We start from the raw sequence: 25,319 nt of genomic DNA, 5'->3' as shown, positions 1-25,319 counted from the left end.
GAATAAATTAGCCCCCCCTGTAAAATTAGGAATGCTGGTGCTAGTGTAAGCCCAGCTTAAGGTCGAAACCGTGCGTCTGCTCAGTCAGGTCAACCTCAATTCGCTGAAAATCGTCGAGAGTGCTGCGCGGCACGGGAATTTCACGCGCGCCGGCGAAGAACAATTTATCACCGCTTCAGCGGTCAGCCAGCGCGTCAAAAGCCTGGAGGATCAGCTGCGATTCAAGATATTCCAGCGCGGCGGCAATGCGGTGTCGCTGACGCCGGAGGGCGAGACCTATGTCTCGCGCGTTCGCGAGGCGCTGGAGAGAATCGTCGCCGCCAGCATGGAAGCGACCGGGCAATCCCAGGAACATGTGTTGAAGATATCAGTGCTGCCGACCTTTGCGGCACGCTGGCTGTTTCCGCGCCTGCCGCTGTTCCAGCAGCGATACCCCGATATCGTGATGCGGGTCTCGACCTCCTACGCGACGCATGAGTTCACGACCTCCGAGTTCGATCTTGAAATCCGCTATGGCGACGGTCACTTTCACGGGTTGCAATCCAATCTGCTGTTTCGCGAAGACCTGACACCGGTGTGCAGCCGCAAGCTGTTTCATGAAGTTCTCGCCGACAAGCAGCTGTCGAAGGTGACGCCGGATGATCTCAGGCACTTCACGCTGCTGCATTCCGATACCTGCACCCAGAACTGGCAATCCTGGCTTGGTTTCGCCGGTGCCAGCTTCGTGCTCAGCGAGACCAAAAGCATCTATTTCGACTCGTGCATGATGTCCTACGAGGCAGCCAATTCCGGGATGGGCTTTGCGGTGGCCAACCGCGCCTATATGGCCAGCGATATCCGCGCCGAAAGGCTTGTGGCGCCATTCGCCGTCCACCATCCAAACACGGCTGGCTGGTATTTTGTCTCTCCCCCAAAGAGCCTTGCCACACGCAAGGTGCTGCTGTTCAAGCACTGGGTGATGGCGGAAGCGGCTTTAACGCAGCGTCAGCTGGACAGTGAAATCAGCAGCGAGGCTGCGATGGCTGTCTGAATTTCGGGCAAGCATTGGTTGTCTGCAGACGAGATACGACCGGCAAGAGGCAAGTTGAGAGCCAGCGGTTAATGTACGCCCAATCCATACAGCCCGTCTTGGTCGGTGTGATTGTAGAACTCGTGCCGCTTCAGCAGGACCATTCGTCGGGGCTTCTGAGCGCGGCGGCGGATGGTGCGCTGTGGAACCTGAAGGCCACCGTGATCCCCGGGCCAGATACGATCGATGGATATATGGCCAACGCCCTGGCTGGACGACAGGCCGGCACTGTCATGCCTTATGCAATCGTCAAGCGCAGCACGGGACTGATCTGCGGAAGTACGCGGTTTTGGAAGATCGATCGAGCGGATAGAAAGCTGGAGATAGGGCATAGCTGGCTCAGCAGCTCGGTTCAGCGGTCCGGGGTCAATACCGAGGCGAAGTATCTTCTCCTGACCCATGCATTCGAGGTCATGGGATGTGTCCGTGTGCAATTCACCACGGACGAACTGAACCACGCGTCAAGGGCAGCCATTCTGCGAATTGGGACAAGCAGGAAGGGATCGTTCGCAATGAGCGGATCATGCCGGACGGACGGAAGCGCAATTCCGTCCGGTTCAGCATCATCGATTCCGAGTGGCCTGACGTAAAGACGATGCTGCAGCACAAAATGCAGCGATAAGGGAGCTGGCCCTCAACCTTTGAACTCACAACCGCCAAACATCGCGGGGATCAGGCGAAAGCCCTGCCCTCCTCGGTGCGCTGGAAGAGCATCAGATCCAACCCCAGGCTTGGCTTGCCCAGCATGGTTAGAATGGCATGCGCCTGGCCGCGATGGTGGGTCTGGTGATTGAAGACATGGTCCAGCGCCGGCGCCAGCCTTTGCGAGACCGTGCGCATGTCCGAGACGGTCATATAGGTGAAGCGGCCCGTCAACGCCTTGTCATTGAGGCCGCCGACCCAATCGATGATCCTTCTGTCCTCGGCTTCACGCGCCATCCGCAGGCCGGGCAAACCACGATGCAGGATGGCGTCCAGCGTCGTCGGCGCGTCGCCCTCGCCAGTGAAGCGCTTCATCCAGATGCGGTCGGCTGTCAGCAGGTGGTTGAGCGTGCCCATCATCGAGCCGAAAAAGGCGCCGACATTGCGATTGAATTCCTCTTCGTCGAGTTCGGCGGCGGCATCATAGATGCGGCCATTGGCCCATTGATTATAGGCCGCAAACATCATGAAATGCTGTCTCATGGCTTCCCTCGGCTCGCGTCGATGCGAGGCCTACCTAACCCGTGAGGGGGCCGCCGCCAATGACCATTCTGCTCTATGACCTCGTCGGACGCGACACCACACGTCCGTTCAGCCCGCATTGCTGGAAGGTGGCGATGGCGCTTGCCCACAAGGAGCTCGACATATCAACCGTGCCGACGCGCTTTCTCGAGGTGCCCGCTGTCGAAGGCGGCGTTTCGAAAACCGTTCCTGTGATCCGCGACGGCGAGATGGTCGTCGCGGATTCCTTAGCTATCGCGCTCTATCTCGATGAGGCCTATCCGGATCGGCCGACGCTGTTTGGCGGTGAAGGCGGCAAGACGATGGCGCGCTTCATCGAACGCTGGTAGCAACTGACCATCCAGCCCTATGTGACCACTGCCGCGATCATCGACCTGCATGCCATGCAGGACGCGGAGAACGCCGCCTATTTCCGAAAGAGTCGGGAACAGCGCCTCGGCAAGCGGCTGGAAGACGTGATGGCAACCCGGGAGGCCGGGCTCGGCAACTTCAGGGCCTCGCTGGAACCCTTGCGTTCAACGCTCGGCTATCAGCCTTTCATCGGCGGTGCGTCGCCGCTGTTTGCCGACTATATCGTCTTCGGCGCGCTGCAATGGGCGCGCATAGCCTCGCCCTACCAATTGCTCGACGACGGCGACGTGGTGGCGCAATGGTTCGCCCGCTGCCTCGACCTGCATGGCGGGCTGGGACGACAGGTGGCCGCGGCAGCGTGACGCCGCAACGCCCTGCCCCTTGCCGCAAGGCAGTAGGTGGGCCGTCAATGTCCTGCAAGAAAGCTCAGCAGCGAGGAGATAGCCAGGCTTTACTTGGCCGGCGCCTTCTTTGGCTTGCTGGCCTTCGTGGCAGCCTTTGCTTCCTTGGGGGCGGCTTTTGCCTTGCTGGCGCCAGCTGCCTTCCTGGTCGGCTTTTTGGCTGCCGACTTCCCCGCAGCATCCTCCTGGTCGACATCGGCTGCCGCCTGATGCCAATGACGCTCATGGTGTCCAGCCGGCTGTCCCTCTTGCAGCCAGATCTGATGCGCGCGGTTGCGAATGCGTTCCTGACGATCGTCTGCCATGGTCGTGTTGTCTCCATGCGGGCCGACTTCAGCGCGGCGCCGACAGTTGACTATAGCAAGCAAAGCATTGCTGTGCAGCCATCCGATCTCGCCTCCGGCTCACCTTGTCGACACAAGCCTTGCATAGAAACACGCACCGTTCCGGCCCTTCGCTATCGCTCCCGCCCTTCGGGCATTCAAACCCTTTGAAAGGTCCACTGGACCTTTCAATCCGCCCGAAGGCGGACCGGGCTTTCACCGTTCGTCACTCGGAAAGCCGAGCAATTGGCTTTCCGTCCGCTTCGCGGACTATCCCTCACCCCTTTGGCCTCACCCCTTGGCAATGGGCCGGGCGGCTTGTATAGAGCCCGCCACTCTCAATTCTATTCTCAGACAAGGACGACCCATGGCGCTCGAACGCACATTTTCCATGATCAAGCCGGACGCAACCCGGCGCAACCTCACCGGCGCCATCACCAAGATGCTGGAAGAGGCCGGCCTGCGCGTCATCGCCTCGCGCCGGGTCTGGATGAGCCGCCGCGAAGCTGAAGGCTTTTATGCCGTCCACAAGGATCGCCCGTTCTTCGGCGAGCTGGTGGAGTTCATGTCGTCGGCGCCGACAGTCGTGCAGGTGCTGGAAGGTGAGAACGCCATTGCCCGCAACCGCGAAGTGATGGGCGCCACCAACCCGGCCAACGCCGCCGAAGGTACCATCCGCAAGGTGCATGCGCTGTCGATCGGCGAGAATTCGGTGCACGGCTCCGATGCGCCGGAGACCGCGGCAGAAGAGATCAAGTACTGGTTCTCCGACACCGAGATCGTCGGCTGAGCCGATCGTCCAGATCTCGGATCACATGAAAAAGGCCGGCGTTTCGCCGGCCTTTTTCATGGCCGAACGGTCAGGCCTCGCGTGCGAACTGCATGTACTAGTATGAGACATGGAGCGCATATAGCCGACAATGGAGCGGACCACAGCATGACCAGTGCCATTCCGGGTTTCTTCCAAGGCACCGAGATGCCGAACAGCGGCTGGTGGGAGGCGCTTTGGCCCGACCCCGCCGCCGTGCTTTCGGCAACGGGGATTAAGCCAGGTATGGAGGTGATCGATCTGTGCTGCGGCGACGGCTGGTTCACGCTACCGATGGCCAAGGTAGCCCGCCATGTCGTCGCCATCGATATCGACGCCGATCTGCTCGAAGCCGCCAAACACCGGTTGACCGAAAGCGGCGCGACGAATTGCGACTTTGTCGCAGGCAATGCTTATGAGCTTGCAAGGCTGGCGCCTCGACCGGCCGATTTCATCTTCCTGGCCAACGCCTTTCACGGCGTTCCGGACCGGCCCCGTTTGGTACGCGCGGTGCGGGCAGCACTCGGTCCGGGCGGACGTTTCGCCGTTGTCAACTGGCACCAGCGTCCGCGCGAAACAACGATCGTCCAGGGCGAGCCCCGCGGACCGAGGACCGAATTGAGGCTGTCACCGGAACAGACCGTGACAGCCGCAGAAGCAGGTGGTCTCAGGCTTGCCGACCTGGTCGAGGTGCCTCCCTATCACTATGGCGCCGTGTTCGAATAGACTACGGCTTGAGAAGCCCGCCGGCCCCAGCGGCGGGGTTCTGGTCACTTCGCCTGACGATCTTTTACGTTCGCATGGGCGTTCGCCGCTGCCGTGTCGGTGGCTGGCGTCTGGGTATCCTCGCCGGTAAATGGACTACCCTGCCCAGGCGCGAGATCGCCGCTGTGGCCAGCCTTGTTGGTCGTGAAGGGATGGCCATCGGTGCTGAGACCATGCTGAAGGGCGTTGAACAGATGGTCGTCCGCCTTCGCGAGGCCGGTAAAAGCAAAGAGCGATACGCCTGTGGCGGCAAGGATAAGCGCGTGCGTTTTCATCTCTGGACTCCCTTTGAGTTAAGCCAGAACGAGCCGCAGCAGTTCTGGCGGCTTCAACGAAGGGATATTCGAAAATACCCCTCTTGCCTCACCCGCCCTGTCTGGGAGAAACGCTTCTCTTGCCCGAATTATTCCGGAAAAGTGGTGGCGTTCCAAATACGCGCCAGAGCGGTTCACCGTTTCACGGAAACGCCGAACTGCCCTATCTCTTTGTTTTGACGCAATTCCCAAGGGAAAGCGCTATGCGCTTTTCCCGGGAAACCTATTTCACATTTTTCCTGGAATTGCGCTAGCTCGCGGCGCTGAGGCGCAGGATCTCGCGGCCATCCTTGTCTGATATGACGAGCTTGCCGGCATCGACACTGTATGACGCAGCCTTGGCCAATGCATCGAACAGCGCCTTTTCCTCGGCCATCACCTCGGGAGTGCAGGCCTTGTAGGTCGAGCCGATATCGCTGATCGCAATCGTCTGGCCGTCGACCTTGGCGGTGGCGAAATAGGTGTTGCAGGGGCCGCTGCCGCCCGCCTTGCCGGCCTCGCTGACCGTGAGCGTCGCTTGCGGCGCGGTGATGGCACCGATGCCGTCGACATAGTCGACCAGCCAAACCTGACCAAAGAAGGAAGCCGTCGGCTCAGTGCTCGGCGTGACCATCTTCAGCATGACGGTCTGCGGCACGTCGGTCAGCGGATCGACCTGATGGCGCATATCGGAGATGAAGATAAGCTTGTCGTCGACGGTAATGCGGGCTTGCAATGCGTAAGTCATCCGCGGCCGGATGACGGAGGGATCGAATTTGATCTCGAAGCTGATCGGCACCTGGCCGGCCGGCTTCACTTTCTGCTCGCCGATGATCGTGGCCGGCACATCGGACAGCGACACGTCGGCAAGTTGGACGGAGAGCACGGCACTGGGCGGCAAGGCGATGCGCTCGCGATAGATCACCTCGCCTCTCACGACCTTTTCGGCGGCAACAGATGGTTCCGGCACGGCCAATATGCCGACGACCAGAGGCACGAAACCGAAGACGAAGAACTCCGCGATCCTGTCCAGCATGACCATCTCCTGCCCAGGCAACCAACGCCCAGGCTGATCAACCGCGGTCAATTGGCCAAAGGATTGCGGTCAATGCATGGCTGCGGCCGAATTTTATACGGTCGGTTTCCAGCGCTGCGCGGCACTGGCGTCGGCTTCCTTGGCCTCGACCCAGCCACCCTCGGAGCCGTCGGTGCGGTGCTCCTTCTTCCAGAACGGCGCGCGCGATTTCAAATAGTCCATGAGAAAGTTCGCCGCCTCGAATGCCGCCTTGCGATGTGCCGAGGCGGCTACCACCAGCACGATGTTGTCGCCGGGCGCTATCTTGCCGTGGCGATGGATGGCGGTGAGGCCTTGCAGCGGCCAGCGCTGAACCGCTTCAGCGGCGATGCGGGCGATCTCGGCCTCCGCCATGCCGGGATAGTGTTCGAGTTCAAGCGCCGAAAGCGCGCCCTGCTCGTCGCGGCAAAGGCCGGAGAAGGTCACCACTGCGCCGATATCGGCGCGGCCTTGCGTCAGTCTGGCGATCTCGGCGGCGACGTCGAAATCCTGCGCCTGAATGCGCACGACAGGTACGATCGTGCCGGTCATGTCAGCCCCCGGTCATCGGCGGGAACAACGCAATCTCGCGCGCGCCTGATATCTTCTCGCGGTGCTCGACATGTTCCTGGTTGATGGCGACGCGGATCACGTCGGGATATTGCAGCGCGTGCTCGTAGCCTTCGCCGCGCGATTTCAGCCAGCGCAGAAGATCGGCGACCGTCTCAATGCCAGCAGGCAAGTCGACGTTTTCCTCAGGCATGCCGATGCGTTCGCGCACCCATGCAAAATAGATGAGCCGGGTCGTCATCTCACTCGTCCATGATGTGCTTGAGGCCGGCGCGGAAATAGTCGTAGCCCGTGTAGAGCGTAACCAACGCGGCGATCCACAGCAGCACCAGCCCGGTCTGGGTGGTCAGCGGGAAGATCTTGTCGCCGGCCGGCCCGGCCAGCAGGAAGGCGATGGCGACCATCTGGATCGCGGTCTTCCATTTTGCCAGCTGCGTCACTGGCACCGAGACCTTGAGCGCCGCCAGATACTCGCGCAGGCCCGAGACGAGGATTTCGCGGCACAGGATGATGATCGCCGCCCACAGCGACCAACCGGCAATGCCGGCATGGCGATCGGTGTCGGCTGCCAGCAGCAACAGGCAGGTAGCGACCAGCAATTTGTCGGCGATCGGGTCAAGCATCTTGCCGATATTGGAGGTCTGCTGCCAGGCGCGCGCCAGGTAGCCATCCAGATAATCGGTAATCGAGGCGAGCAGGAAGATGACCAGCGCCGACCAGCGGGCAAAATCGCTCGACTTCAGATGCCCTTCGAGAAAAAAACACAGCACCACCAGCGGCACCGCGATGATGCGGGCGTAGGTGAGCATGTTGGGCAGGTTGAACGCGCGCTTGGCCATATCTCGGGGAACTCTTTCTGCCTGCGTACTCAAATCAGATGCGGATGTAGGGGGTCAACAGGCGAGAATCGATTGGCCAGATGAAAATAGCATCCTGGCTGTCAGCTCTCATGGAAATGATTGTAGACCAGTTTCGCGACCTGCTCGGAAATGCCGTCGACTTTGCGCAGATCCTCGATCGCGGCGCGGCTGACCGCCTTGGCGGTGCCGAAGGCCAGTAGCAGGGCTCGTTTGCGGCCCGGACCGATACCGCTGATCTCATCGAGCGGACTCTTGACCATCTCCTTCTTGCGGCGCGCACGGTGCGAGCCGATGGCGAAACGGTGGACCTCGTCGCGCAGGCGCTGGACGAAATAGAGAACGGGATCGCGCACGGGGAGCGAAAAGGAGTCCCTGCCCCTGACGAAGAAACGCTCACGGCCGGCATCGCGGTCCTGGCCCTTGGCGATGCCGATGGCCACGACACGATCCTCGATGCCGAGATCCGAGAGGATCTTGCGCACCGCGCTCATCTGGCCCTGGCCGCCGTCGATCAGGATGACATCGGGCCAGGCCGGAAAGTTGCCGGAAATATCGTCTTCGATATCATCGCCCGCTTCGGCTGCCATCGCCTCGCCTGCCGCCGCATCGTCGGCAACGGCAACGTCGCCATGTTCCTTGAGAAGCCGCGAAAACCGCCGCTCCATCACCTCGCGCATCATGCCGAAATCGTCGCCCGGTGTGATCTCGGTCGAGCGGATGTTGAATTTTCTGTACTGGTTCTTCACAAACCCTTCCGGCCCGGCGACCACCATGGCGCCGACCGCATTGGTGCCCATGATATGCGAATTGTCATAGACTTCGATGCGCACCGGCGGCTTGGCCAGGCCGAAGGTTTCGGCGAAACCGGCAAGCAGGCGTCCCTGGGTGGAGGTTTCGGCCAGCCGCCTGCCCAGCGCCTCACGGGCATTCTGCAGCGCGTTGTCGGTCAGGTCCTTCTTCTCGCCTCGCTGCGGCACCGAGATCGCCACCTTGCGGCCGGCGCGGGTCGAGAGCGCCTCGGCCAGCAATTCCTGGTCCTCGACGCCATGCGACAGAAGAATGTTCCGCGGCGTCGGCTTGTCGTCATAGAACTGCGCCAGGAACGAGCCCAACACCTCCGCCGCTTCCAGCGTCGGGTCGGCCTTGGGGAAATAGGCGCGGTTGCCCCAGTTCTGACCGGTGCGGAAGAAGAACACCTGGATACAGACCTGGCCGCCTTCCTGATGGATGGCAAAGACATCGGCCTCGTCGACGGTCGCCGGATTGATGCCTTGGTGGCTCTGCACATGCGACAGCGCGGCCAGCCGGTCGCGATAGATCGCGGCGCGCTCGAAATCGAGAGCTTCAGACGCCTGCTGCATGGCGGCGGAGATTTCCGTCTTCACCTTCTGGCTCCGACCGGACAAAAAGTCCTTCGCTTCGCCGACCAGCTTGGCATAGTCCTGGTGCGAGATCTCTCCGGTGCAGGGGCCAGCGCAGCGTTTGATCTGATAAAGCAGGCACGGCCGCGTGCGGTTCTCGTAAAAAGAGTTGGTGCAACTCCTGAGCAAAAAGGCGCGCTGCAGCGAGTTGATGGTGCGGCCAACGGCGCCGGCCGAAGCGAAGGGGCCGAAATAGTCGCCTTTGCGCGAGCGCGCGCCGCGATGCTTGTAGATGCCGGGCGAGACATGGTCGCCGGTCAAAAGAATATAGGGAAACGACTTGTCGTCGCGCATCAGCACATTGAATCGCGGCCGCAAGCGCTTGATAAGATTGGCTTCGAGCAGCAGCGCTTCGATCTCGGTGCGGGTGACGACGAACTCCATCGTCGATGTCTCGCGCACCATGCGGCCGATGCGGGTGGTGTGGAAGCGGCCTTGCGCATAGTTGGTGACGCGCTTCTTCAGGCTGCGCGCCTTGCCGACATAGAGCACGTCGCCGGCAGCGTTCATCATGCGGTAAACACCGGGCGCGTTGGGCAGCCGCTTTACCAGCGTCTGGATCACCTCGGCACCGACCATGCCTTCGGCGTCGCCGGCATGCGGCGTCCAGTCGATGGCGGTGAAGGCGACATCGGGACCGGCAGGTTCCACGATCTCCTCGGCTGCCTCATCCTCTAGGTCGATATCGGGGGGCAGATCGTCGGCGCCGCCGCGCGGCTTGTTTTTGTGATCCAAAGGACTCATTCCGTCATGCCTGTCACATCAGGCGTCTGCCATGCAAGATGCTGGCCGCCATCGAGCGCGATCATCTGGCCGGTGACTGAGCGCGCGTTCCAGAGATAACGGATTGTGGCGCCGAATTCCGGCAATTCCGGGCCGCGCTTGAGGATCAAGCCATCGACTTGGGCGGCAAAATCGCTGTCGTCCTGGCGTGTGTTCTTCAAGGTCGGCCCCGGACCGATGGCGTTGACGCGGATGCGGGGACCGAGCGCCTGCGCCATCATCTGCGTCGCCGTCCACAGCGTCGACTTGGACAGCGCATAGGAGAAATAGCGCGGCGTCGGCCGCCAGACGCGCTGGTCGATGATGTTGACGATCAAGCCCTCCTGCCGCGCCGGCAACGCCCGGGCGAAATTCTGCGCCAGCAGCGCCGGAGCCTTCACATGCACGGCAAAGTGCCGATTCCAGGCCCGCCAGTCGAAATCCAGAACCGAATCGTCCACGAACAGCGACGCATTGTTGACCAGCAACGAGACCGGTCCGAGCGCTGCTCCCGCCTGCCCGACGAGGTCGCCGACAGCGTCCATATCGGTCAAGTCGGCGGCGATCACGGCGGCGCGGCCACCGCTGGCGATGACTGCGGCAGCCAAGGCATCGGCCTCGATGTGAGAGCGGTTGCAATGGATGGCGACGGCAAAACCATGCGCGGCGAGATCCTCGACGATTGCCCTGCCGATCCGTCTGGCCCCACCCGTCACCAGTGCCGTGGCCGTGGCTTTGCTCATAGGGTGTCAATCCTCATTTTCGGCCCAAAAAACGGTGCCGGCGAAATATGGCCCGGCATGCGTTAAATGGCGTTCGCACCTTGGGCAGCATTGTGGCGAAACGGCCTTTTCGGCGTTCCGACTCGCCTTGGACCCGGAACCGCCGGACCGGAATATAGGGCGCTGGACTCCTTGCACCAAGCGGCGTGCAGCGCAGCACGGGACGGCTCCTGCCATTTCGCTGTTGCGAAGATGCAACGTCAAGGTTCTGCCTCATTCGTGCCGGGGAATGACCCAAGTTCAGGTTCGCTTCAGCCGCATTTTGACACGACATTTGGAACCGACGAACGCCAGATCCGTTTCACCCCCCGGACGGGTTGATGGCGATCGTGAGAAAAAAGCCTGTGTCCTGTGGCTTAAGGAGTAAAGAACAATGCAAGCCAATCTCAAATTCGCACGGCCGCTGGCCGTGGCGCTCGGGCTCTTCGCCCTCAGCGGAACCGCCTACGCCGCGGACGTCGTCCAGGAAGAGCCGCCGGCACCCGCGCCGATTGCTGAGCTTCCCGTCGCTTCGTGGGCCGGCCCCTATGCCGGTCTCAACGTCGGCTATGGCTTCAGCGGCCGTACGAAGGAAAAGGATTTCGGCGTTGAGACCGATACCAAGGGTTTCGTCGGCAGCGTCTTCGGCGGCTACCAGTGGCAGCAGGAGAACTTCGTTTACGGTGCTGAAGCCGAACTCGGCTACAACGGCGTGAAGGGTGACGATAACGGCATCGACTCCAAGGCCGGCTTCGAAGGCTCGCTGCGTGCCCGTCTCGGCTACGCTGTGACCCCGGAAATCCTGCTCTACGGCACTGGCGGTCTTGCCGGCAGAAGCCTAAAGGTGGAAGATAGCGTCCTTGGCGCCAGCGATACCGCAACCATGATCGGCTGGACCGCCGGCCTCGGCACCGACATCAAGCTGACCGACAATGTCTTCGGCCGTGTCGAGTACCGCTACACCGACTTCGGCAGCAAGAGCTTCGACGGTATCGGCAAGGTCAAGGCCACCGACAACCGCGTCACCTTTGGCGTCGGTATGAAGTTCTAAGTCGTCCAAGCCACGACACGAAAAAGCCGGGCCTCGCGCCCGGCTTTTTTTGTGTCCGAATGATCACGCGGGAGATCGAATTGATCACTGGGGGTGATCAAGTGGATCACCCGGGAATGCAGGGCTTCAGGTCTGGAAATTTCTCGTCGAAGCGCGCTACCCACCGCGTCAGCCGGGCGCGGCCCTTTTCCCATTTTCCGGCGAAGCGAAGCGAGAGATAGCCAAGGCAGGCGCGCAGCGCCATCTGGCCGGCAGTGATCTTCTTCGGCAGCTTCGGCGGATTGGCGTTGAGCAGATCGAGTGCCGCCGTGATCTTTCCCCATTGGCGGTCGAGCCAAGGCTGATAGACCATCTCCTCAGGCCGCGTGCGCCGTTCATAGACCATCGACAGGGCACAGTCGCATATGCCGTCCGCCAACGCCTCCAGCACTTCCGCCTCAAGCCGCTTGTCGGGATTGCGCGGAAAAAGCGCGTTCTTCGAAACCCGATTGAGGTGCTGGGTGATGGCGCGGCTGTCATGGATGGAGCGGCCGTCATCGAGCACCAGGACCGGAATCTTGCCGAGCGGGTTGGCGATCATCAAGTCGGCTGGCTTCTCCTCGGTCTTGATCGGCACCAGATCGACGGCGATGCCGGCATAGGCTGCTGCCATTCGTACTTTGGAACTGTAGGGAGAAGACGACGCGTAGAGCAGCTTCGGCATGGATCGGTTTCCTGTTTTGCAGGCGGGCAGTGTTGACCGATCGGGCGCGATCGAGCAATGGCCAGAAGCGGAAAACCCGGCCGCCAGCGAGCGACGGGGGTTGGCGAGTCGGCGTCCTGCAGTCTTTCCGCTATCACGCAATATGCATACGCCAACAGTGCAACATCGGCCTGAAGCGCGTTCGCGTCGACACGGATTCAATCCATGTCGTGGTCCCAACCGGAGCCACTTTTGAGCTACATGCGTTAGCGTCGTTGACCGGGATCGTTTAGCGAGCGTTCCATGATGATGGTGCGTTCATCACCATAGTAGCTGTCTCGAACTGCCTTGAATCCAAGCCCGGCGTAAAATGGCTCTGCGGTAACCGAGGACGGTACGGTCAGCACCGTGACACCGCCGGCGTGCGCCGCTTCCTCGACCTCCGCCATAAGTCGTTTGCCGATACCACGGCCTTGCAGTTCAGGATCCACAAAGACGGATCGAACAATACTTCCATCTAGGCTGGCTGTTCCAACGATCCTGCCACGCACGACCGCGACAGAAACCCTTCGCTTTCTCAAAAGCGTCAAGACAGCGGATGGGCTGAAGCTCTGTTCCACGCGAGCGATGATGTCTTGCGAATAGTCTTTCGCATTGGTCTGTCGCAAAGCTGCCAGGATCACGCGGCTCACGGCTTCCGCATCGTCCTCGTTTGCTCTGCGAATCGTGAGGTCCAACGTCACTTCACCACCCACGCAGCCGGCCCGAATTCCCTGCGGCGCAGACACTGGCGGCACGCGGATCAGGCGGTCGACGACAAAGGCCGAGAGGCCTCGCGCCGGGATTTGATACGCCATCGGTGACACCGACAAAGCCCCACCGGACTTCGCCCTGTGGCGAAGTCCTGGGAGCTGCGAAAAGATATCCTCCGTCCGCCTCTGTTCTCGCCTTCCGAATGCCGAAGCAACGAGCGGGGCGCCTGTCAGGCACCCGCCCTTGACTGTCTCGGCACTGCCCCCGGCGAGGGAAGACGCGATTACTTCTTGCCGGCCTTCGCGGGTGCTGCCTTCGGCTTGGCCGCGGGCGCCGCTTTCTTCACCGGTGCTGAAGACTTCGCTGCCGCCGCCTTCTTTGCCGGTGCAGCTTTCGCTGCAGGCTTCTTGGCAGGCGCAGCCTTCGCAGCCGGCTTCTTGGCAGGTGCTGCTGCCTTCTTCACTGCGGGTTTTGCCGCAGCCTTGGCAGCCGGCTTCTTGGCCGGTGCCGCCTTCGCAGCCGGCTTTGCCGCTGCCTTGGCGGGTGCTGCCTTCTTCACTGCCGGTTTTGCCGCGGCCTTTGCCGCCGGCTTCTTCGACGGCGCTGCTTTTGCCTTGGCCGCCGCGGCCTTCGGCTTGGCAGCAGGTGCTGCTTTCTTCACTGCAGCTGCGACCTTCGCCGTCGCTGCTTTTGCGGGTGCTTTCTTTGCCGGTGCCTTGGACGCCGGCGCTTTGGATGACTGCTTAGCCATGCGATGCCCCTTCCGTTGTGCCGACGGTCGTAATGACCCGGCGCGCTCATGCATATCTGACTCGCGGCTTGCTAGCCAGCGAAGCAATAGACTGATTTTCGCAGCTTAAGTTTTGGTTACGAATGGCACACGATCGCGCTGTTCATCGCAAAAATCCGCTGCTGATCTTCGATCATTGCCAGCAATGTGCCGCCGACATTTTACACGCCCGCGAGATCGCTCCTCCGATGAAGCTTCGAAGATCAGCGAGCAGCTTTGCGCATCGATCTTCGGCCGCTGACATCATGACCCGCTGGTTCAGCGGTGCGATCATCTCGTGCAAGCAGACGATCTACACTGCAATCCGACAGCCGATCGCTGCATCACCTTGTCAAGCATGATCGCATCACCGGCATGTGCATGATTTGACAGATTGCTCTACATCACAGAGTATTCTGCGCAGGATACAGAGGTGCTTCAATGTCGATCGCACGGAAGCAAGGGGCGCTGTCACTGTTCGAGATTGCCGAGGCGGCACCCCATGACGGCGACCTCGTCGTCGGCGGTCTCCGGCGTCGCCGCATCGGAGCCGGCTGATGGGTGCCGACGAAATCATCCACCAGAGCACTCGGCTCAGGATCATGGCCGCCCTGAACATACTGGAAAGGCGAGAAACGCTGGACTTCAGCCAGTTGAAGGCCATCATGGACGTCACCGACGGCAATCTCGGCGCACATCTCGATACGCTGGCCAGAGCCGGTTATGTCGACATCGAAAAACTGTTCGTCGGGCGCCGACCGCAGACGCGCGTCAGGGCAACGACGAGCGGACGGCGCGCGTTCCGCGGCCACGCCGCGTTCCTGCGCAAAATCCTCGATCATGCTGAGGCAGCGCCGCGCAGAAAATAGCGCGGCGACTGGCGATCTCTCCTGGAGCGAGCAATTGCCCTCTTTGTTCTGACGCAATTCCCAGGGGGAAAGCGCTTCCCACGTTTCCCGGAATTATTCTAACGCGTGGCGACCGCGGCGACGCCGGCACCGATCATCGATGCCCGAGGCGCAGCTGCTGGAGATCGTGCGCGCAACGATCGTCATGTTGTCCGGCAGCGAAGACACGAAGGCAACGATGGTGGCAAGGTCTCGGGCATTCAGATCAGCCGGTTTGCCTGTCGGCGACATCAGGAAAATTCAGGGGCTTGGCGATGCGCATTTTCGTCACGGCTGATAGCCGAGGCAGATGGCGCCGAGCGCGACAATGGCACATGCGCCGACCCGCCGCGGCGTCAGCATCTCTCCGAGGAACAGGCGCCCGATGAAGGCCGCGAAGACGACGCTGGTTTCGCGGATCGCGGTGATGGGACCGGCCGGCCCGAGCGCGAAGGCCGCGACCACGACGCCGTAAGCCAAAAGTGCGAACAGGCCGCCGCCCAGAGCCTTCCAGGTTTCCGGCGCCCGCGGGTCGACGATGAGCCGGCCACGGTAGGCGACGAAGGTCACCGGCAGCAAGCCGCCGTAGATCAGCAGGACCCAGGCGGTATAGGCGCCGGCATTTCCCGCCGCGCGAACGCCGATCGCATCTACTGTCGCATAGGCGGCGATGATCGCGCCCGTTGCCAGCGCATAGAGTATCGATGTCGTGGCGGCCCTGCCCCTTCCGAGCGACAGGCCCATGATGCCACCAGCGACCAGCGCGACGCCGACTGTTTGCGGCATGATGAGCTGCTGGTTGGCCAGGAAAAATCCGCCGAGCGTGACAAGCAGCGGCACGCTGCCGCGAACGATCGGATAGACCTGTCCCAGCTCACCATTTCTGTAGGCCGCCACCAGAAACACGCTGTAGCCGACCTGAAGGCAGGCCGAGAGCACGATATAGAACCAGGCAGGCGCGGCCGGAAGGGCATGGAAGACGGCGAAGGGAATGGCGAGCGCCGTGCTGGAAAAGCTCATGACGGTGATGGTCCACAGCCTGTCGGCTCCCGTTCGCAGGAAGGCGTTCCAGGTTGCGTGCAGGATCGCGGCAAACAGCGCGAGCCCGATGACCAGCGGGCTCATTGCGGCCCGCGCGAAGCAGCGACGAAGCTCAGGGCCGCCTTGCGGGCGTCGCGAATGGCGGTGTCCGCCTGCCCCATCTGCGCCATCAAAGTCGCCCCTTCGATCAGCATCAGCAGCACCGCCGCCGCGCTCTCAGCCCGGCCACGCGGCATCACCTCCTCGATAATCGACTGTAGGCGCTGCTTGAGGCCGTTCTTCTGCCTGGCGGCAGCCTTGAACACCGGATGCCGAGGATCACCGAACTCGGCCAGCGCATGTGCAAACAGGCAACCATGGAAATCCGGGCTGCGGAACCAACGTTCATGCCAGCTGAAGATTTTCCCGATTTTCTGCTCTGGCGTGATGCCCTCGTGGGCGAGCCGGTCGAGCTGGCGGTCGAAACGCATGGCGCGGTAGTCGAGCACCTCGACGATCAGCTCGTCCTTGCTGGGGAAATGACGATACATCGTCATCTTGGCCACATCGGCCTCGGCGATGATCCGGTCTATGCCGGTGGCATGGAAGCCGCCGCGCTTGAACAGCGTGTAGGCCGTTTCGACGACATGTTGGCGCTTGTCGGACGCGGGCGATGAAGTCATGGTGCCTACCAGGTGATGAGACAGGTCTGTCTACTATCTATGCGGCGGATCGCATCTTCTGTCAACACGGCACAGAAAAACGCCTGCAACCGATCGGGCCGCAGGCGCGAAAAGAGATAGGAACGGAAAGCCGAGTTCAGCGCAGGACGCGGCAGCGGCCGTTGTAGACCATCCAGCGGTCGAAGCCCGAGACGCAGAATTCGACATTGTCGCCGATCGAGGCGAAGCCCTGGCCCTCCTCGATCAGGTACCAGATGGTGCGGTCGCGGCCGTCGGAGAGACTGACGGTGGCGCCGCAATAACGGCGACCGATCGGCCAGGTGTCGTTGGCCGGCAGATAACGGTGCTGGTGGATGCGCTGGAAATCAGTGATCTGAACGTCCGGCAGATGCGGCACGTGATGCACCTGGTAGGAGAAGCGGCTGGTGATCTTGTTCAACACCCAGGCTTCGCCACAGACGCCGCTGTCCTCATCGGAATACACCGTAAGATCGGCCGCCTGCACGGCCTGGGTGACGCCGAGAGGCCCGGCAAGCGGCGTGCAGAGCGAAATCAGGGCGGCAAGTGCGGATTTGGCGAAGCGAGTCATAGCAGCCTCTCAAGGTCGGTTGTGCGCACTGTGCGGATTCGCTTGGCGGCGGTCAAGCGGTTGCGGAAACAATGGTTTCCCAGGTTGAAACGGCGTTGGCCTAAGCCGGATTTGCACGAGCCCTGGGTCGTCAAAGAGCCCGCCTTCCTCACCTTCTGGAACACCGGCTTTTCGCGCCTGGTGCCGAACGGCGAGAGCCGAAACGTCCTCCCCCGTCAAACCTGCTCGCCGGCCAGCCATTCCAGCGACCAGTGCGCCGGCTTTTCAACGGCAAGCAGTCTGTGCAAAGCCGGCAGCAGGATCCGCAGTTCGCCCTCCAGCGTGAAAGGCGGGTTGACCAACAGCAGGCCGCTGCCGTCGAGGCTGGGCTCCGAAGAAGCCGGCCTGATCTCGAATTCTATGTCGAGCAGCTTCGGGATGCCGGATTGCTTCAGCGCCTTTCGGAAGGCGATGATCGCTTTGCGGTCCTTGATCGGATACCACAGCGCATAGATGCCGCCGGGCCACCGCTTATGGGCCCTCATGAGCCCTTCGACGAGGCGCTCGAACTCACCCGCTTCCTCGAATGGCGGATCGATAAGAACCAGGCCGCGCTTTTCCTTCGGCGGCAGATGCGCGCCAAGCGCCAACCAGCCATCGAGCTCGATGATCCGGGCCTGGAAATCACCGGCAAAGTGCGTCCTCAGCTTCGCGACATCCTTGGGGTGCAGCTCGATCGCCGTTAGCCGGTCCTGCTTGCGCATGAGATGGCGCGCGATCAGCGGCGAGCCCGGATATTTCTGGATGCCGCCCTCGGGGTTGAGCGACCGTACGGTCTCCAGATAAGGCGCAAGCAGTGCCGCCACCGGCGCGGCAAACTGGGCATCGATCAGCCTGCCGATGCCGCCTTGCCACTCACCGGTCTTCTGCGCTTCGACCGACGACAGGTCGTAGCGGCCGATGCCGGCATGGGTGTCGATGACCCGAAACGCCTTGTCCTTCTGCTTCAGATACTCGAGCAAACGCATCAGCACGACATGTTTGACGACGTCGGCAAAATTTCCGGCGTGATAGGCGTGGCGGTAATTCATGGTTCGGTGCCGTTATGCATGTCGTTGCCCCAAAACCGCTGCACACTTTTGGGCGACATGCATCAGCCCCTACCCCAGCGCGGCGGTGGCGGCTGCGAGTTCGGATTTTCCGGCCGGCCGCCACGAGTACGAAAAGTCAGCAAGAACCCGATCAAGCCGATCGCCATCAGCGAGAAGCCGGCCGGCCGCGCACGGCTGTCGATCTCGCCGACACCGGAGCGTAGGATGAGATCGACCGCTCGCATCGGTATGTCGTCGGCATCACCCGGTCCAACGGTGAAGATATAGGGGCCTGGGCTGACGGTCTCGATCACGCCGGCCTCGTCGCGAAAGATCTTGTCTGGCAACTGGGGGCTGGCCTGGCGCGGATTGTCGGAATGGTTGAACTGGAGCGTCGAGGCGAGCACCGTGCGGCCACTGCTGGCGGCGGTCAGCGTCAGCACGGTGCGCTGCTGCGAGACGATGCGCTCGGCTCTTGCGGTCAGGTCGACCAGCACCCGCACCGGCGCGTCGCGGCTGCCGAGCGGCACCGTCAGCGGCTTGAAGCGGCCCTGCTCGTAGACCCGCCAGGTACCGATCTCATGGCCGGAGAAATTGCTCATCGCCCAAGGGTAGATGACACCGATGCCGGTGCCGGCAAGGAGGATCAGGACAAACAGAAAGCGCATTCACATCACCACAGGGTATCGTGACCTTGCCAATAGCGCCCCGACGGTCAAAAGGCGATGGCCAGTTGCAGCTGCAGGGCTTTCGCGGCTAGCGCGCCTTGAGCAAGACGGCAAGGTGTCTTCCGCAGTGCAGGAGCAACCAGATTGGCGGCGTGGCCGCGCAACAATGCGGACACGGTTCTACCTATGCGCTCAAAAGCCATTGCTAAAATGACCGGTATTCCACTATGAAATGAACGCGCCTGCGCGCTTTCCGACGAAATGGGATCATTGACTTGTGCCTTGCGAATGACAGGCCTTGATGCACAAGGATCTTGAGCAGCACCACGAAAAAATACCCAAATCAAAATCGGCTATTGTAAACAAATTTGTTTACAAATCCTTGACTCTGGCTTTCTATCGATGCTAACCGGCTGATATTCTTTTGCAGTATACCAATCCATATCGGATAAATATTCACAATATGATGTTTATATTCGCAATCCGAGCGATTTTTTGTAACACTCTCTTGCACTCTGAAAATTTTACTTCTACCCAGATCGTCAAATTCCATTGTTCGGCTGAACATTTCCCCGGTCGCGTCCTGAATTGCGCCACTGGCTCGTTCTTGGCGCTCCTCGCTGCCAAGCTTTGATTTTGCCTTGAGAGCAGATCGTCGCGTCCGACTGTATATTTTTCAGAGACCGGGCCAATACGCTGATCCAAAACGAGGATCCGCCCTAGGACGGCCATAGCTCAGCCCCGGGAAGCCGACACCGGCCTTATGATTAACCATTCGCAAACAGATATGATTAAGGAATTGCTAATTTAGTTGACTATGATTTCCACAGGTATATTTTCGATGCGTTGGGATGTGCAATTTGGGCGAGCAATCGACGATGATGGCATCAGACGTGTGATCGCGATTCGGGGCACAAGAATGCTGAGCGGCAGCACGTAGATCGTGTAGCAGCACCAGCTTCGCGAACCCCAAAGAACAATTAACGCACATCAACGATGGCGATTCCGCAGATGCGGAGGGTTTGTCGCGTTCTCATGAACGTGGCCGGGCAATGCTTTGTCCGGTCGGGCGGTAGCGTGTGCGATGCGTGCGGGGAAAGCATGAGTAAGCTTGTCAAGGTTCTGAAACTGGAATCCGGCAGTCAAAGCGGCGCCAACCAAAGCCGAAGCCGCGCCCTGGTCGCCGGAGGTGCGGGATTTTTAGGATCGCATCTGTGCGAACGCCTTTTGCGGGACGGATACGACGTTGTCGCATTGGACAATTTCCACACCGGCAAGAGATACAATCTCAATGCCCTTCTGCGTAATCCGAGATTTACGTGCATCGAGCACGATATCGTCGATGCACTGCCTTCGGGCCTTCAGTGCGATGAGATCTACAATCTCGCCTGCCCAGCCTCTCCGCCGCACTACCAGGCAGACCCGATCCATACCTTCAAGACAAGCGTGCTGGGTTCGCTGAACCTTCTGGAGCTCGCCCGCCAGAACAATGCCAAGATATTCCAGGCCTCGACGTCCGAAGTCTATGGCGATCCCTTTGTGCACCCGCAGCCCGAGAGCTACTTCGGCAACGTCAATACGCACGGACCGCGGTCCTGCTACGATGAGGGCAAGCGCTCGGCCGAAACCCTGTTCTTCGATTATTCGAGAACCTATGGCCTCGATATCCGGGTCGCCCGCATTTTCAACACCTACGGCCGCCGCATGCAACCCGATGACGGGCGCGTGGTTTCAAACTTCATCGTCCAGGCGCTGCAGGGCAAAGACCTGACCGTCTATGGCCATGGCCTGCAGACGCGCTCCTTCTGCTATGCCGACGATCTGATCGAGGGCTTTGTCCGGCTGATGAATGCGCCAAGTGCGCCCACGCATCCGGTCAACCTCGGCAACCCCGCCGAATTCACCATCATGGAACTGGCGACACTGGTCATTGATTACACCAACGCCCGATCGAAGATCGTGCATCGGCCACTGCCGATCGACGATCCCAGACAGCGCAAGCCGGACATTTCCTTTGCCAGGGCCAATCTCGGCTGGGAGCCGAAAGTCAGCCTACGCCAGGGGCTCGCGCGTACCGTCGAGTATTTTGACACCCTGCTCTACGGAAGCCGTATGGCCAAAGGAGCCGCGGCTTCATGACCCGACCGGCAATCCTGGTGACGGGGGGGGCCGGCTTCATCGGCAGCCACACTTGCAAGCTGCTGGCCGCCGCCGGCTATTTGCCTGTGGTTTTCGACAATCTGAGCCGCGGCAATCAGAAATCCGTTGCCTGGGGTCCGCTTGTCGTCGGCGACATCCGCAACCAGAATGCGCTGCAGGCGGCGATGAAGACGTATCGGCCGACGGCGGTCATCCACTTTGCGGCGCTGGCCTATGTCGGAGAGTCCGTTCATCAGCCGGCCGAATACTATTCGACCAATGTGACAGGCACCATCGCGGTGCTCGATGCGGCGCGTGCGAACTCAATCGAGAACATCATATTCTCCAGCAGTTGTGCAACCTACGGCGTGCCGGAAGCGTTGCCCGTTCGCGAGACCTCCGCGCAAAATCCGATCAGCCCTTACGGGCGCACCAAGCTGATGGGCGAACAGATCATCGGCGACTATGCGTCCGCATACGGAATGAAATTCGCGATCCTGCGCTATTTCAACGCCTGTGGCGCCGATCCCGACGGCGAACTTGGTGAGTGGCATTCGCCGGAAACGCACCTGGTTCCCAGGGTGCTCATGGCCGCATCGGGCATCATCGACGAGATCGAGGTTTTCGGCACGGACTACGACACGTCGGACGGCACCTGCGTACGCGATTATATCCACGTCAGCGATCTGGCCCGCGCCCATCTGAAAGCCCTCATGCATCTCGAGGGCGGCGGACAAAGCCTGGCGGTCAACCTCGGCACAGGGCGGGGCGTATCCATCAAGGAGATTGTCCAGGCGGTCGGCCGTATGACGTCAAGATCTGTTCCGGCCGTCTTCAGAAGCCGGCGCCCGGGAGATCCGGCGGAGCTTTACGCCGATCCTGGAAGCGCACGCGAACAGCTTGGCTTCGTGCCGGAGCTTTCCGACATCGACACGATCGTCAGGACGGCTGCCCCGTTTTTTGGGCTGAAGACAAAACCAATGAAACTGCCGCCAACCGAGGCGGCAGCGTCCGTGGCCGCTCGACAGATCAGAGATAGCGGGGGTGGCAGCTCGCGCGTTGGCCAAACCCGCTAGGGCTGCAGACATAAGGCGAACTGCCCAGGACAGTGCCGCCATCGCCCGGATTGAAAGAGACTTTCACCGGCGCCGGCGTGCGGACCGTGATCCGCTGCGGCGATGCAAAGGCGTAGTCTTTTTCAGTGGTCCTTATTGTGCTTGTCATCAGGATCTGAGGCTCAGCTCTGAGCGAACGCACGAAGAATTCAGCTTGGACCGGCTGAACTGCAGGTTGGCTGCGGACCGCGTGGACCACGGGCTTGATGAGGACCGAACTGGTTTCGGTCGCATCCATACTCTGACAGCCTGCAACCATGAAGCTCATCACTACAGCCGTAACAATAGATACGATATTTTTGCTTGGGCGAAATGCGCCCATTGCGTCATTGTTCATCATGTGTCCCTTGCTATCAAGTATAAGCCAAGGGCGCGTTGCGACATACTATGCCTTCGTCGCTTTCACGCCGCATGAGCAACCACTCGCACATCACGCATGAACATTAGACATCACTAATTATTAAATTTCATGAAAACCGTATGGTAGGCCCATCGTCTCGTCGTTTTGTCAGATGTAATTGAATGCGATCAATCGGCGGTCGGCGCGCCGACCGCTCCAGCCGAACCGCTTGATGCTTCACCATAAGCGATTCGCCAGTTCCTTGACAGGCACCCCGGCATGAGCCGTCTGGGTGGGTCGGAAGCGGGCGAGTCAGGTCGCGCTCCTGCGCGGCTGAAAACATAGCCTAATTCTTGGAATCGACCAGCTTGCGGGCCTCTTCGAACTGCGCACCCTTTGTGTCGCCTGTTTCGAATTTCCGGTGTTCGTCGGAAAGACCCTCGGGAGATCGCTTAAAACTGTACCATTCCCCATCCGGATCCTTGCGTTTCTCGATGTTCTCGCCCTGGATCCGGTGGCTGTAGCAGGTGCGATGCTGCTTGCCGGTGTAGGCCTTCGACCGCCAGGCGAGCTCCATGCACACCTTGCCGTTCTTGGTGACCAGCCATCTTCCCGCCGCGACGGATGCCGTGTCCTGCCCGGACGTCCAAGCCCTGAGGTGTCGATCGCCCTGCGCGAAATAGGCCGCTCCGTTCTTCCATATCCATGTGCGGTCGGCGTACAGAAGCTGCAACTCATAGGCAGTTGGAACGATTGCGCTGTCTGCGCTGTCCTTGGCGGCCGCCGCGTGCGCCGTTCCCGCAAGCGCCGTCTGGCCACAGAGAGTCAGGAGAAACAGAAGTAGTGTGCAACTTGCGAACCGACGACGTTTCTTGTGTCGCCGACGGTCGACACCTGGCGGCGGCGATCTGGTCGGAGCTATCGGCACAATTGGCGTTCGCATATCTGTTTGACCCAGGGCAGCGCTATCGGCGCGACAGCCATACGAACTATCTAACAGCCGCGAGAACCGTGATGTCAACGTTCGCGAAGCCGACGGACAGCAACTATTCGAGTCACGCATAGCCCGCTGTCGTCAAAATTAAGGATTGCGTCGTATACTCCCGCACCTTTGACAACCGCGCGCAAAAGCAACATCCGCTGATGTCAGAGAGGACGCGGTTTCAAATGACGGACGACCCGGAATTGAATCAGGCCGAAGTTCAGCAATACCTGCGGCAGTCGGCCGAGCGGGACAGGGCTGCTCGCAACTACCTGAGCCCCAACACGGCAATCTTGCTGGGGATCCTGTTCATCGCAGGCATGTTCCGGTTCCACGACATAACCTTGCCGCTGGTTGACGCCTTCAGCTGGCGCGAGACAAGCACGGCAATGATGGCCGACAATTTCCAGCAGCGCAGCTGGAACATCTTTTTCCCGGAGGTCAGCTGGACCGGACCTGGGCCAAGTTATCAGGGCCGCGAGTTCCAGATCGTCAGCTATCTAACTGCCCTGCTCTACCAACTCTTCGGCTGGCATGACTGGTTTGGCCGCATGGTTGCGGCCTGCTTCGGTCTGGTGACGGTGTTTTCGCTGCACAGGCTAACGGCGCTGTTCTGGGGCGAGACGCACGCCCACGCCGCGGCCCTTGCCTACGCGCTGATGCCGGCGGCGATCATGATCGACAGCTCGTTTCTTCCCGACCCCTCGATGCTGGCCCTGGTGACGCTCGGCGTCTGGCTTTTCGCGAAATACTGGGCCGGCGGCAGCGGCTGGCTGTTGCCGCTCGCCACGGTCAGCTTCTCGCTCGGCGTGCTGTCAAAGCCACCAGGCCTCGCCGCCGGCGCCGTCATCTTCTACCTGATGGTCTGCTGGATGCTGGAGAAGAAGTGGAAGCAGGCGACCAGGGCCTTCCTGTCGGGGCTTTTGAGCCTGGCCATCATCGGCGCCTATTTCAGCTGGGCGATCTATCTCGGCCGCAGCTACCCGCCCTATCACGTCGCGGGCAGCGGCTATGTCTGGGATTCCGGCTTCTGGACATTCTTCAGGAACAGCTTCTACTTCAAATCCGTGTGGAACACCTCGGTCTGGTGGTTCTATGGCTATCCGTTCATGGTGCTGATCGCGGTCGGCTTCTGGATGCCGCCCAGACGCGCCGAAGACCCGAAGCGACGCACCCTTTCGGTCATTCCCTATGTTTGGCTGGCTGCGGCCATGGTCGTCTATCTGGCGGCGGCGCGCGAGATCACCAGCAATCCCTGGAACTACCACATCTTCCATGTGCCGTTCGCGATGTTCTGCGGCCGCGGCGCGCTTCTCCTGGCAACGCTTGCATCGGGAACCGCCCTGTCGCCGGCGGTCGTGCTGCGCTCGATCTGCATCGCGGTCGTCACACTCGTGTGGTCGACCTTTCCCCTGGTCAGGACGATGAAGGCGCCGATCGCCATCAACGGCAAGCTGCTTGGCGAGGAGTTGGCACGGTTGGCGCGCCCGGGCGACCTCGTCATCGCTATCGCGCCCGAGGCCGGCGATCCCGTCGCGGTCTATTACAGCAGGGCGCGCGGCTGGGTGTTCCCACCCGGCGGAGGCGATATCGAATGGTCGAAATTCGTCGCGGACGACGCCACCGCGATCGTCCAGCTCGAGGAGTTGCGCGCGCAAGGCGCGGACCTGTTCGGCACGGCCAAGAACGCCGCCGACAAGCAGGACCGGCTGTTCCTCGAGCATCATGGCGGGGTCGTCGACTATCTGGACAAGACCGGAACCAAGCTTGTGGATTCGGATGATTTGCTGGTCTATAGGATCACCCGTCCATGAGAGCCGCGACCGTCTGGGGCTGTGGGCCTTTGACAGGACATGGTCCCGGCGGTTAAGCGGCCCCGCATTCGCCTGCGGAAGGCCGGCAAGGCGGT

Annotated in this window: 30 protein-coding genes and 1 pseudogene; 12 read left to right on the top strand and 19 right to left on the bottom strand. The window is 61.0% G+C overall.

What is annotated here, in order from left to right:
- Positions 1-70: 70 nt before the first annotated feature.
- Positions 71-1,030 carry a LysR substrate-binding domain-containing protein gene (locus NKI38_RS07945; RefSeq protein WP_352656215.1) on the top strand — a complete coding sequence of 320 codons (960 nt, stop codon included), beginning with the start codon at positions 71-73 and terminating at the stop codon, positions 1,028-1,030.
- A gap of 71 nt (positions 1,031-1,101) precedes the next feature.
- A complete protein-coding gene (locus NKI38_RS07940) occupies positions 1,102-1,659 on the top strand; it encodes a GNAT family N-acetyltransferase (protein WP_352656213.1) in 558 nt (185 codons plus the stop codon).
- An 82-nt stretch (positions 1,660-1,741) separates the two neighbouring features.
- On the opposite strand, the gene NKI38_RS07935 is transcribed toward NKI38_RS07940, so the two are convergent.
- Positions 1,742-2,254: a DinB family protein gene (locus tag NKI38_RS07935; protein ID WP_352627093.1), complete on the bottom strand. Its 513-nt coding sequence runs from the start codon at positions 2,252-2,254 to the stop codon at positions 1,742-1,744.
- 59 nt (positions 2,255-2,313) lie between these two features.
- On the opposite strand from NKI38_RS07935, the pseudogene NKI38_RS07930 reads away from it, so the two are divergent.
- Positions 2,314-3,006: pseudogene (locus NKI38_RS07930) on the top strand (glutathione S-transferase family protein).
- 89 nt (positions 3,007-3,095) lie between these two features.
- Here NKI38_RS07930 and NKI38_RS07925 read toward each other — a convergent pair.
- Positions 3,096-3,350, bottom strand: coding sequence for a DUF2934 domain-containing protein (locus NKI38_RS07925; RefSeq protein ID WP_352656211.1), 255 nt, complete (start codon positions 3,348-3,350; stop codon positions 3,096-3,098).
- Between the two features lie 385 nt (positions 3,351-3,735).
- Here NKI38_RS07925 and ndk point away from each other — a divergent pair, with 385 nt between their 5' ends.
- Together ndk and NKI38_RS07915 are read left to right on the top strand one after the other, a co-directional pair.
- On the top strand, positions 3,736-4,158 hold the full coding sequence (ndk, locus tag NKI38_RS07920; protein WP_023761556.1) for a nucleoside-diphosphate kinase: 423 nt from the start codon (positions 3,736-3,738) through the stop codon (positions 4,156-4,158).
- Positions 4,159-4,305: 147 nt separating this feature from the next.
- A complete protein-coding gene (locus NKI38_RS07915) occupies positions 4,306-4,902 on the top strand; it encodes a class I SAM-dependent methyltransferase (RefSeq protein WP_352656210.1) in 597 nt (198 codons plus the stop codon).
- Between the two features lie 44 nt (positions 4,903-4,946).
- Here NKI38_RS07915 and NKI38_RS07910 read toward each other — a convergent pair whose 3' ends face one another.
- From NKI38_RS07910 to NKI38_RS07880, 7 genes are all read right to left on the bottom strand, one after another.
- Positions 4,947-5,216 carry a hypothetical protein gene (locus tag NKI38_RS07910; RefSeq protein WP_352656209.1) on the bottom strand — a complete coding sequence of 90 codons (270 nt, stop codon included), beginning with the start codon at positions 5,214-5,216 and terminating at the stop codon, positions 4,947-4,949.
- 289 nt (positions 5,217-5,505) lie between these two features.
- A complete protein-coding gene (locus NKI38_RS07905) occupies positions 5,506-6,270 on the bottom strand; it encodes a YbaY family lipoprotein (protein ID WP_352656208.1) in 765 nt (254 codons plus the stop codon).
- Between the two features lie 93 nt (positions 6,271-6,363).
- Positions 6,364-6,840 (bottom strand): molybdenum cofactor biosynthesis protein MoaE, encoded by a 477-nt coding sequence (locus NKI38_RS07900; protein WP_352656207.1) that lies wholly within the window; start codon positions 6,838-6,840, stop codon positions 6,364-6,366.
- A gap of 1 nt (position 6,841) precedes the next feature.
- On the bottom strand, positions 6,842-7,099 hold the full coding sequence (moaD, locus tag NKI38_RS07895) for a molybdopterin converting factor subunit 1 (protein WP_352656205.1): 258 nt from the start codon (positions 7,097-7,099) through the stop codon (positions 6,842-6,844).
- Between the two features lies 1 nt (position 7,100).
- Positions 7,101-7,697, bottom strand: coding sequence for a CDP-diacylglycerol--glycerol-3-phosphate 3-phosphatidyltransferase (gene pgsA / locus NKI38_RS07890; RefSeq protein ID WP_352627078.1), 597 nt, complete (start codon positions 7,695-7,697; stop codon positions 7,101-7,103).
- 101 nt (positions 7,698-7,798) lie between these two features.
- Positions 7,799-9,883 carry an excinuclease ABC subunit UvrC gene (uvrC, locus tag NKI38_RS07885; protein WP_352656204.1) on the bottom strand — a complete coding sequence of 695 codons (2,085 nt, stop codon included), beginning with the start codon at positions 9,881-9,883 and terminating at the stop codon, positions 7,799-7,801.
- Positions 9,880-10,644, bottom strand: a complete 765-nt coding sequence (locus NKI38_RS07880) for an SDR family oxidoreductase (RefSeq protein ID WP_352656202.1) — start codon at positions 10,642-10,644, stop codon at positions 9,880-9,882. The genes uvrC and NKI38_RS07880 overlap by 4 nt, the downstream gene beginning before the upstream one ends.
- A 412-nt stretch (positions 10,645-11,056) precedes the next feature.
- On the opposite strand from NKI38_RS07880, the gene NKI38_RS07875 reads away from it, so the two are divergent.
- On the top strand, positions 11,057-11,713 hold the full coding sequence (locus NKI38_RS07875) for an outer membrane protein (RefSeq protein ID WP_352656201.1): 657 nt from the start codon (positions 11,057-11,059) through the stop codon (positions 11,711-11,713).
- A 106-nt stretch (positions 11,714-11,819) separates the two neighbouring features.
- Here NKI38_RS07875 and NKI38_RS07870 read toward each other — a convergent pair whose 3' ends face one another.
- From NKI38_RS07870 to NKI38_RS07860, 3 genes are all read right to left on the bottom strand, one after another.
- Positions 11,820-12,416, bottom strand: a complete 597-nt coding sequence (locus NKI38_RS07870) for a glutathione S-transferase family protein (protein ID WP_352656200.1) — start codon at positions 12,414-12,416, stop codon at positions 11,820-11,822.
- Positions 12,417-12,661: 245 nt separating this feature from the next.
- Positions 12,662-13,252 carry a GNAT family N-acetyltransferase gene (locus NKI38_RS07865; protein ID WP_352656198.1) on the bottom strand — a complete coding sequence of 197 codons (591 nt, stop codon included), beginning with the start codon at positions 13,250-13,252 and terminating at the stop codon, positions 12,662-12,664.
- Positions 13,253-13,431: 179 nt separating this feature from the next.
- The gene (locus tag NKI38_RS07860) at positions 13,432-13,899 is read right to left on the bottom strand and encodes a hypothetical protein (protein WP_352656197.1); all 468 of its coding nucleotides are present in this window, start codon (positions 13,897-13,899) and stop codon (positions 13,432-13,434) included.
- Positions 13,900-14,021: 122 nt separating this feature from the next.
- On the opposite strand from NKI38_RS07860, the gene NKI38_RS07855 reads away from it, so the two are divergent.
- The 3 genes from NKI38_RS07855 to NKI38_RS07845 all read left to right on the top strand — a co-directional run bounded on the left by NKI38_RS07855 (position 14,022) and on the right by NKI38_RS07845 (position 15,102).
- A complete protein-coding gene (locus NKI38_RS07855; protein ID WP_352656195.1) occupies positions 14,022-14,279 on the top strand; it encodes a hypothetical protein in 258 nt (85 codons plus the stop codon).
- 195 nt (positions 14,280-14,474) lie between these two features.
- Positions 14,475-14,786, top strand: a complete 312-nt coding sequence (locus tag NKI38_RS07850) for a transcriptional regulator (protein WP_352656193.1) — start codon at positions 14,475-14,477, stop codon at positions 14,784-14,786.
- Between the two features lie 139 nt (positions 14,787-14,925).
- A complete protein-coding gene (locus NKI38_RS07845; RefSeq protein WP_352656192.1) occupies positions 14,926-15,102 on the top strand; it encodes a hypothetical protein in 177 nt (58 codons plus the stop codon).
- On the opposite strand, the gene NKI38_RS07840 is transcribed toward NKI38_RS07845, so the two are convergent.
- The 5 genes from NKI38_RS07840 to NKI38_RS07820 all read right to left on the bottom strand — a co-directional run bounded on the left by NKI38_RS07840 (position 15,093) and on the right by NKI38_RS07820 (position 18,834).
- Positions 15,093-15,929, bottom strand: a complete 837-nt coding sequence (locus NKI38_RS07840) for an EamA family transporter (RefSeq protein WP_352656190.1) — start codon at positions 15,927-15,929, stop codon at positions 15,093-15,095. The two genes, NKI38_RS07845 and NKI38_RS07840, sit on opposite strands and share 10 nt — an antisense overlap.
- Positions 15,926-16,507, bottom strand: coding sequence for a TetR/AcrR family transcriptional regulator (locus NKI38_RS07835; RefSeq protein ID WP_352656188.1), 582 nt, complete (start codon positions 16,505-16,507; stop codon positions 15,926-15,928). The genes NKI38_RS07840 and NKI38_RS07835 overlap by 4 nt, the downstream gene beginning before the upstream one ends.
- 136 nt (positions 16,508-16,643) lie before the next feature.
- Complete coding sequence (locus tag NKI38_RS07830; RefSeq protein WP_352656186.1) at positions 16,644-17,096, bottom strand: hypothetical protein; 453 nt, start codon at positions 17,094-17,096, stop codon at positions 16,644-16,646.
- 215 nt (positions 17,097-17,311) lie between these two features.
- On the bottom strand, positions 17,312-18,166 hold the full coding sequence (locus tag NKI38_RS07825) for a 23S rRNA (adenine(2030)-N(6))-methyltransferase RlmJ (protein ID WP_352656184.1): 855 nt from the start codon (positions 18,164-18,166) through the stop codon (positions 17,312-17,314).
- A gap of 62 nt (positions 18,167-18,228) precedes the next feature.
- The gene (locus NKI38_RS07820; protein WP_352656182.1) at positions 18,229-18,834 is read right to left on the bottom strand and encodes a hypothetical protein; all 606 of its coding nucleotides are present in this window, start codon (positions 18,832-18,834) and stop codon (positions 18,229-18,231) included.
- 1,101 nt (positions 18,835-19,935) lie between these two features.
- Between NKI38_RS07820 and NKI38_RS07815 the strand changes: the two genes are divergently transcribed.
- Both NKI38_RS07815 and galE read left to right on the top strand, forming a co-directional pair.
- Complete coding sequence (locus tag NKI38_RS07815; RefSeq protein ID WP_352656420.1) at positions 19,936-20,973, top strand: UDP-glucuronic acid decarboxylase family protein; 1,038 nt, start codon at positions 19,936-19,938, stop codon at positions 20,971-20,973.
- Complete coding sequence (galE, locus tag NKI38_RS07810) at positions 20,970-22,049, top strand: UDP-glucose 4-epimerase GalE (RefSeq protein WP_352656180.1); 1,080 nt, start codon at positions 20,970-20,972, stop codon at positions 22,047-22,049. Before NKI38_RS07815 ends, galE begins: the two co-directional genes overlap by 4 nt.
- Here the strand turns inward: galE and NKI38_RS07805 are convergent.
- Entirely contained in the window at positions 22,003-22,428 is a 426-nt protein-coding gene (locus NKI38_RS07805; RefSeq protein ID WP_352656178.1) for a hypothetical protein, read from the bottom strand. The genes galE and NKI38_RS07805 overlap by 47 nt on opposite strands.
- A gap of 346 nt (positions 22,429-22,774) precedes the next feature.
- Positions 22,775-23,257 carry a DUF995 domain-containing protein gene (locus tag NKI38_RS07800; protein WP_352656419.1) on the bottom strand — a complete coding sequence of 161 codons (483 nt, stop codon included), beginning with the start codon at positions 23,255-23,257 and terminating at the stop codon, positions 22,775-22,777.
- Positions 23,258-23,595: 338 nt separating this feature from the next.
- Between NKI38_RS07800 and NKI38_RS07795 the strand changes: the two genes are divergently transcribed.
- Positions 23,596-25,224: an ArnT family glycosyltransferase gene (locus tag NKI38_RS07795; protein WP_352656176.1), complete on the top strand. Its 1,629-nt coding sequence runs from the start codon at positions 23,596-23,598 to the stop codon at positions 25,222-25,224.
- The last annotated feature ends 95 nt before the right edge of the window (positions 25,225-25,319 follow it).

Origin of the sequence: Mesorhizobium sp. M0621, assembly GCF_040320745.1 — a bacterium.
Classification (GTDB): domain Bacteria; phylum Pseudomonadota; class Alphaproteobacteria; order Rhizobiales; family Rhizobiaceae; genus Mesorhizobium.
Note: the sequence above shows the minus strand (reverse complement) of the source record. Positions and strands in the feature narration are given on the sequence as shown.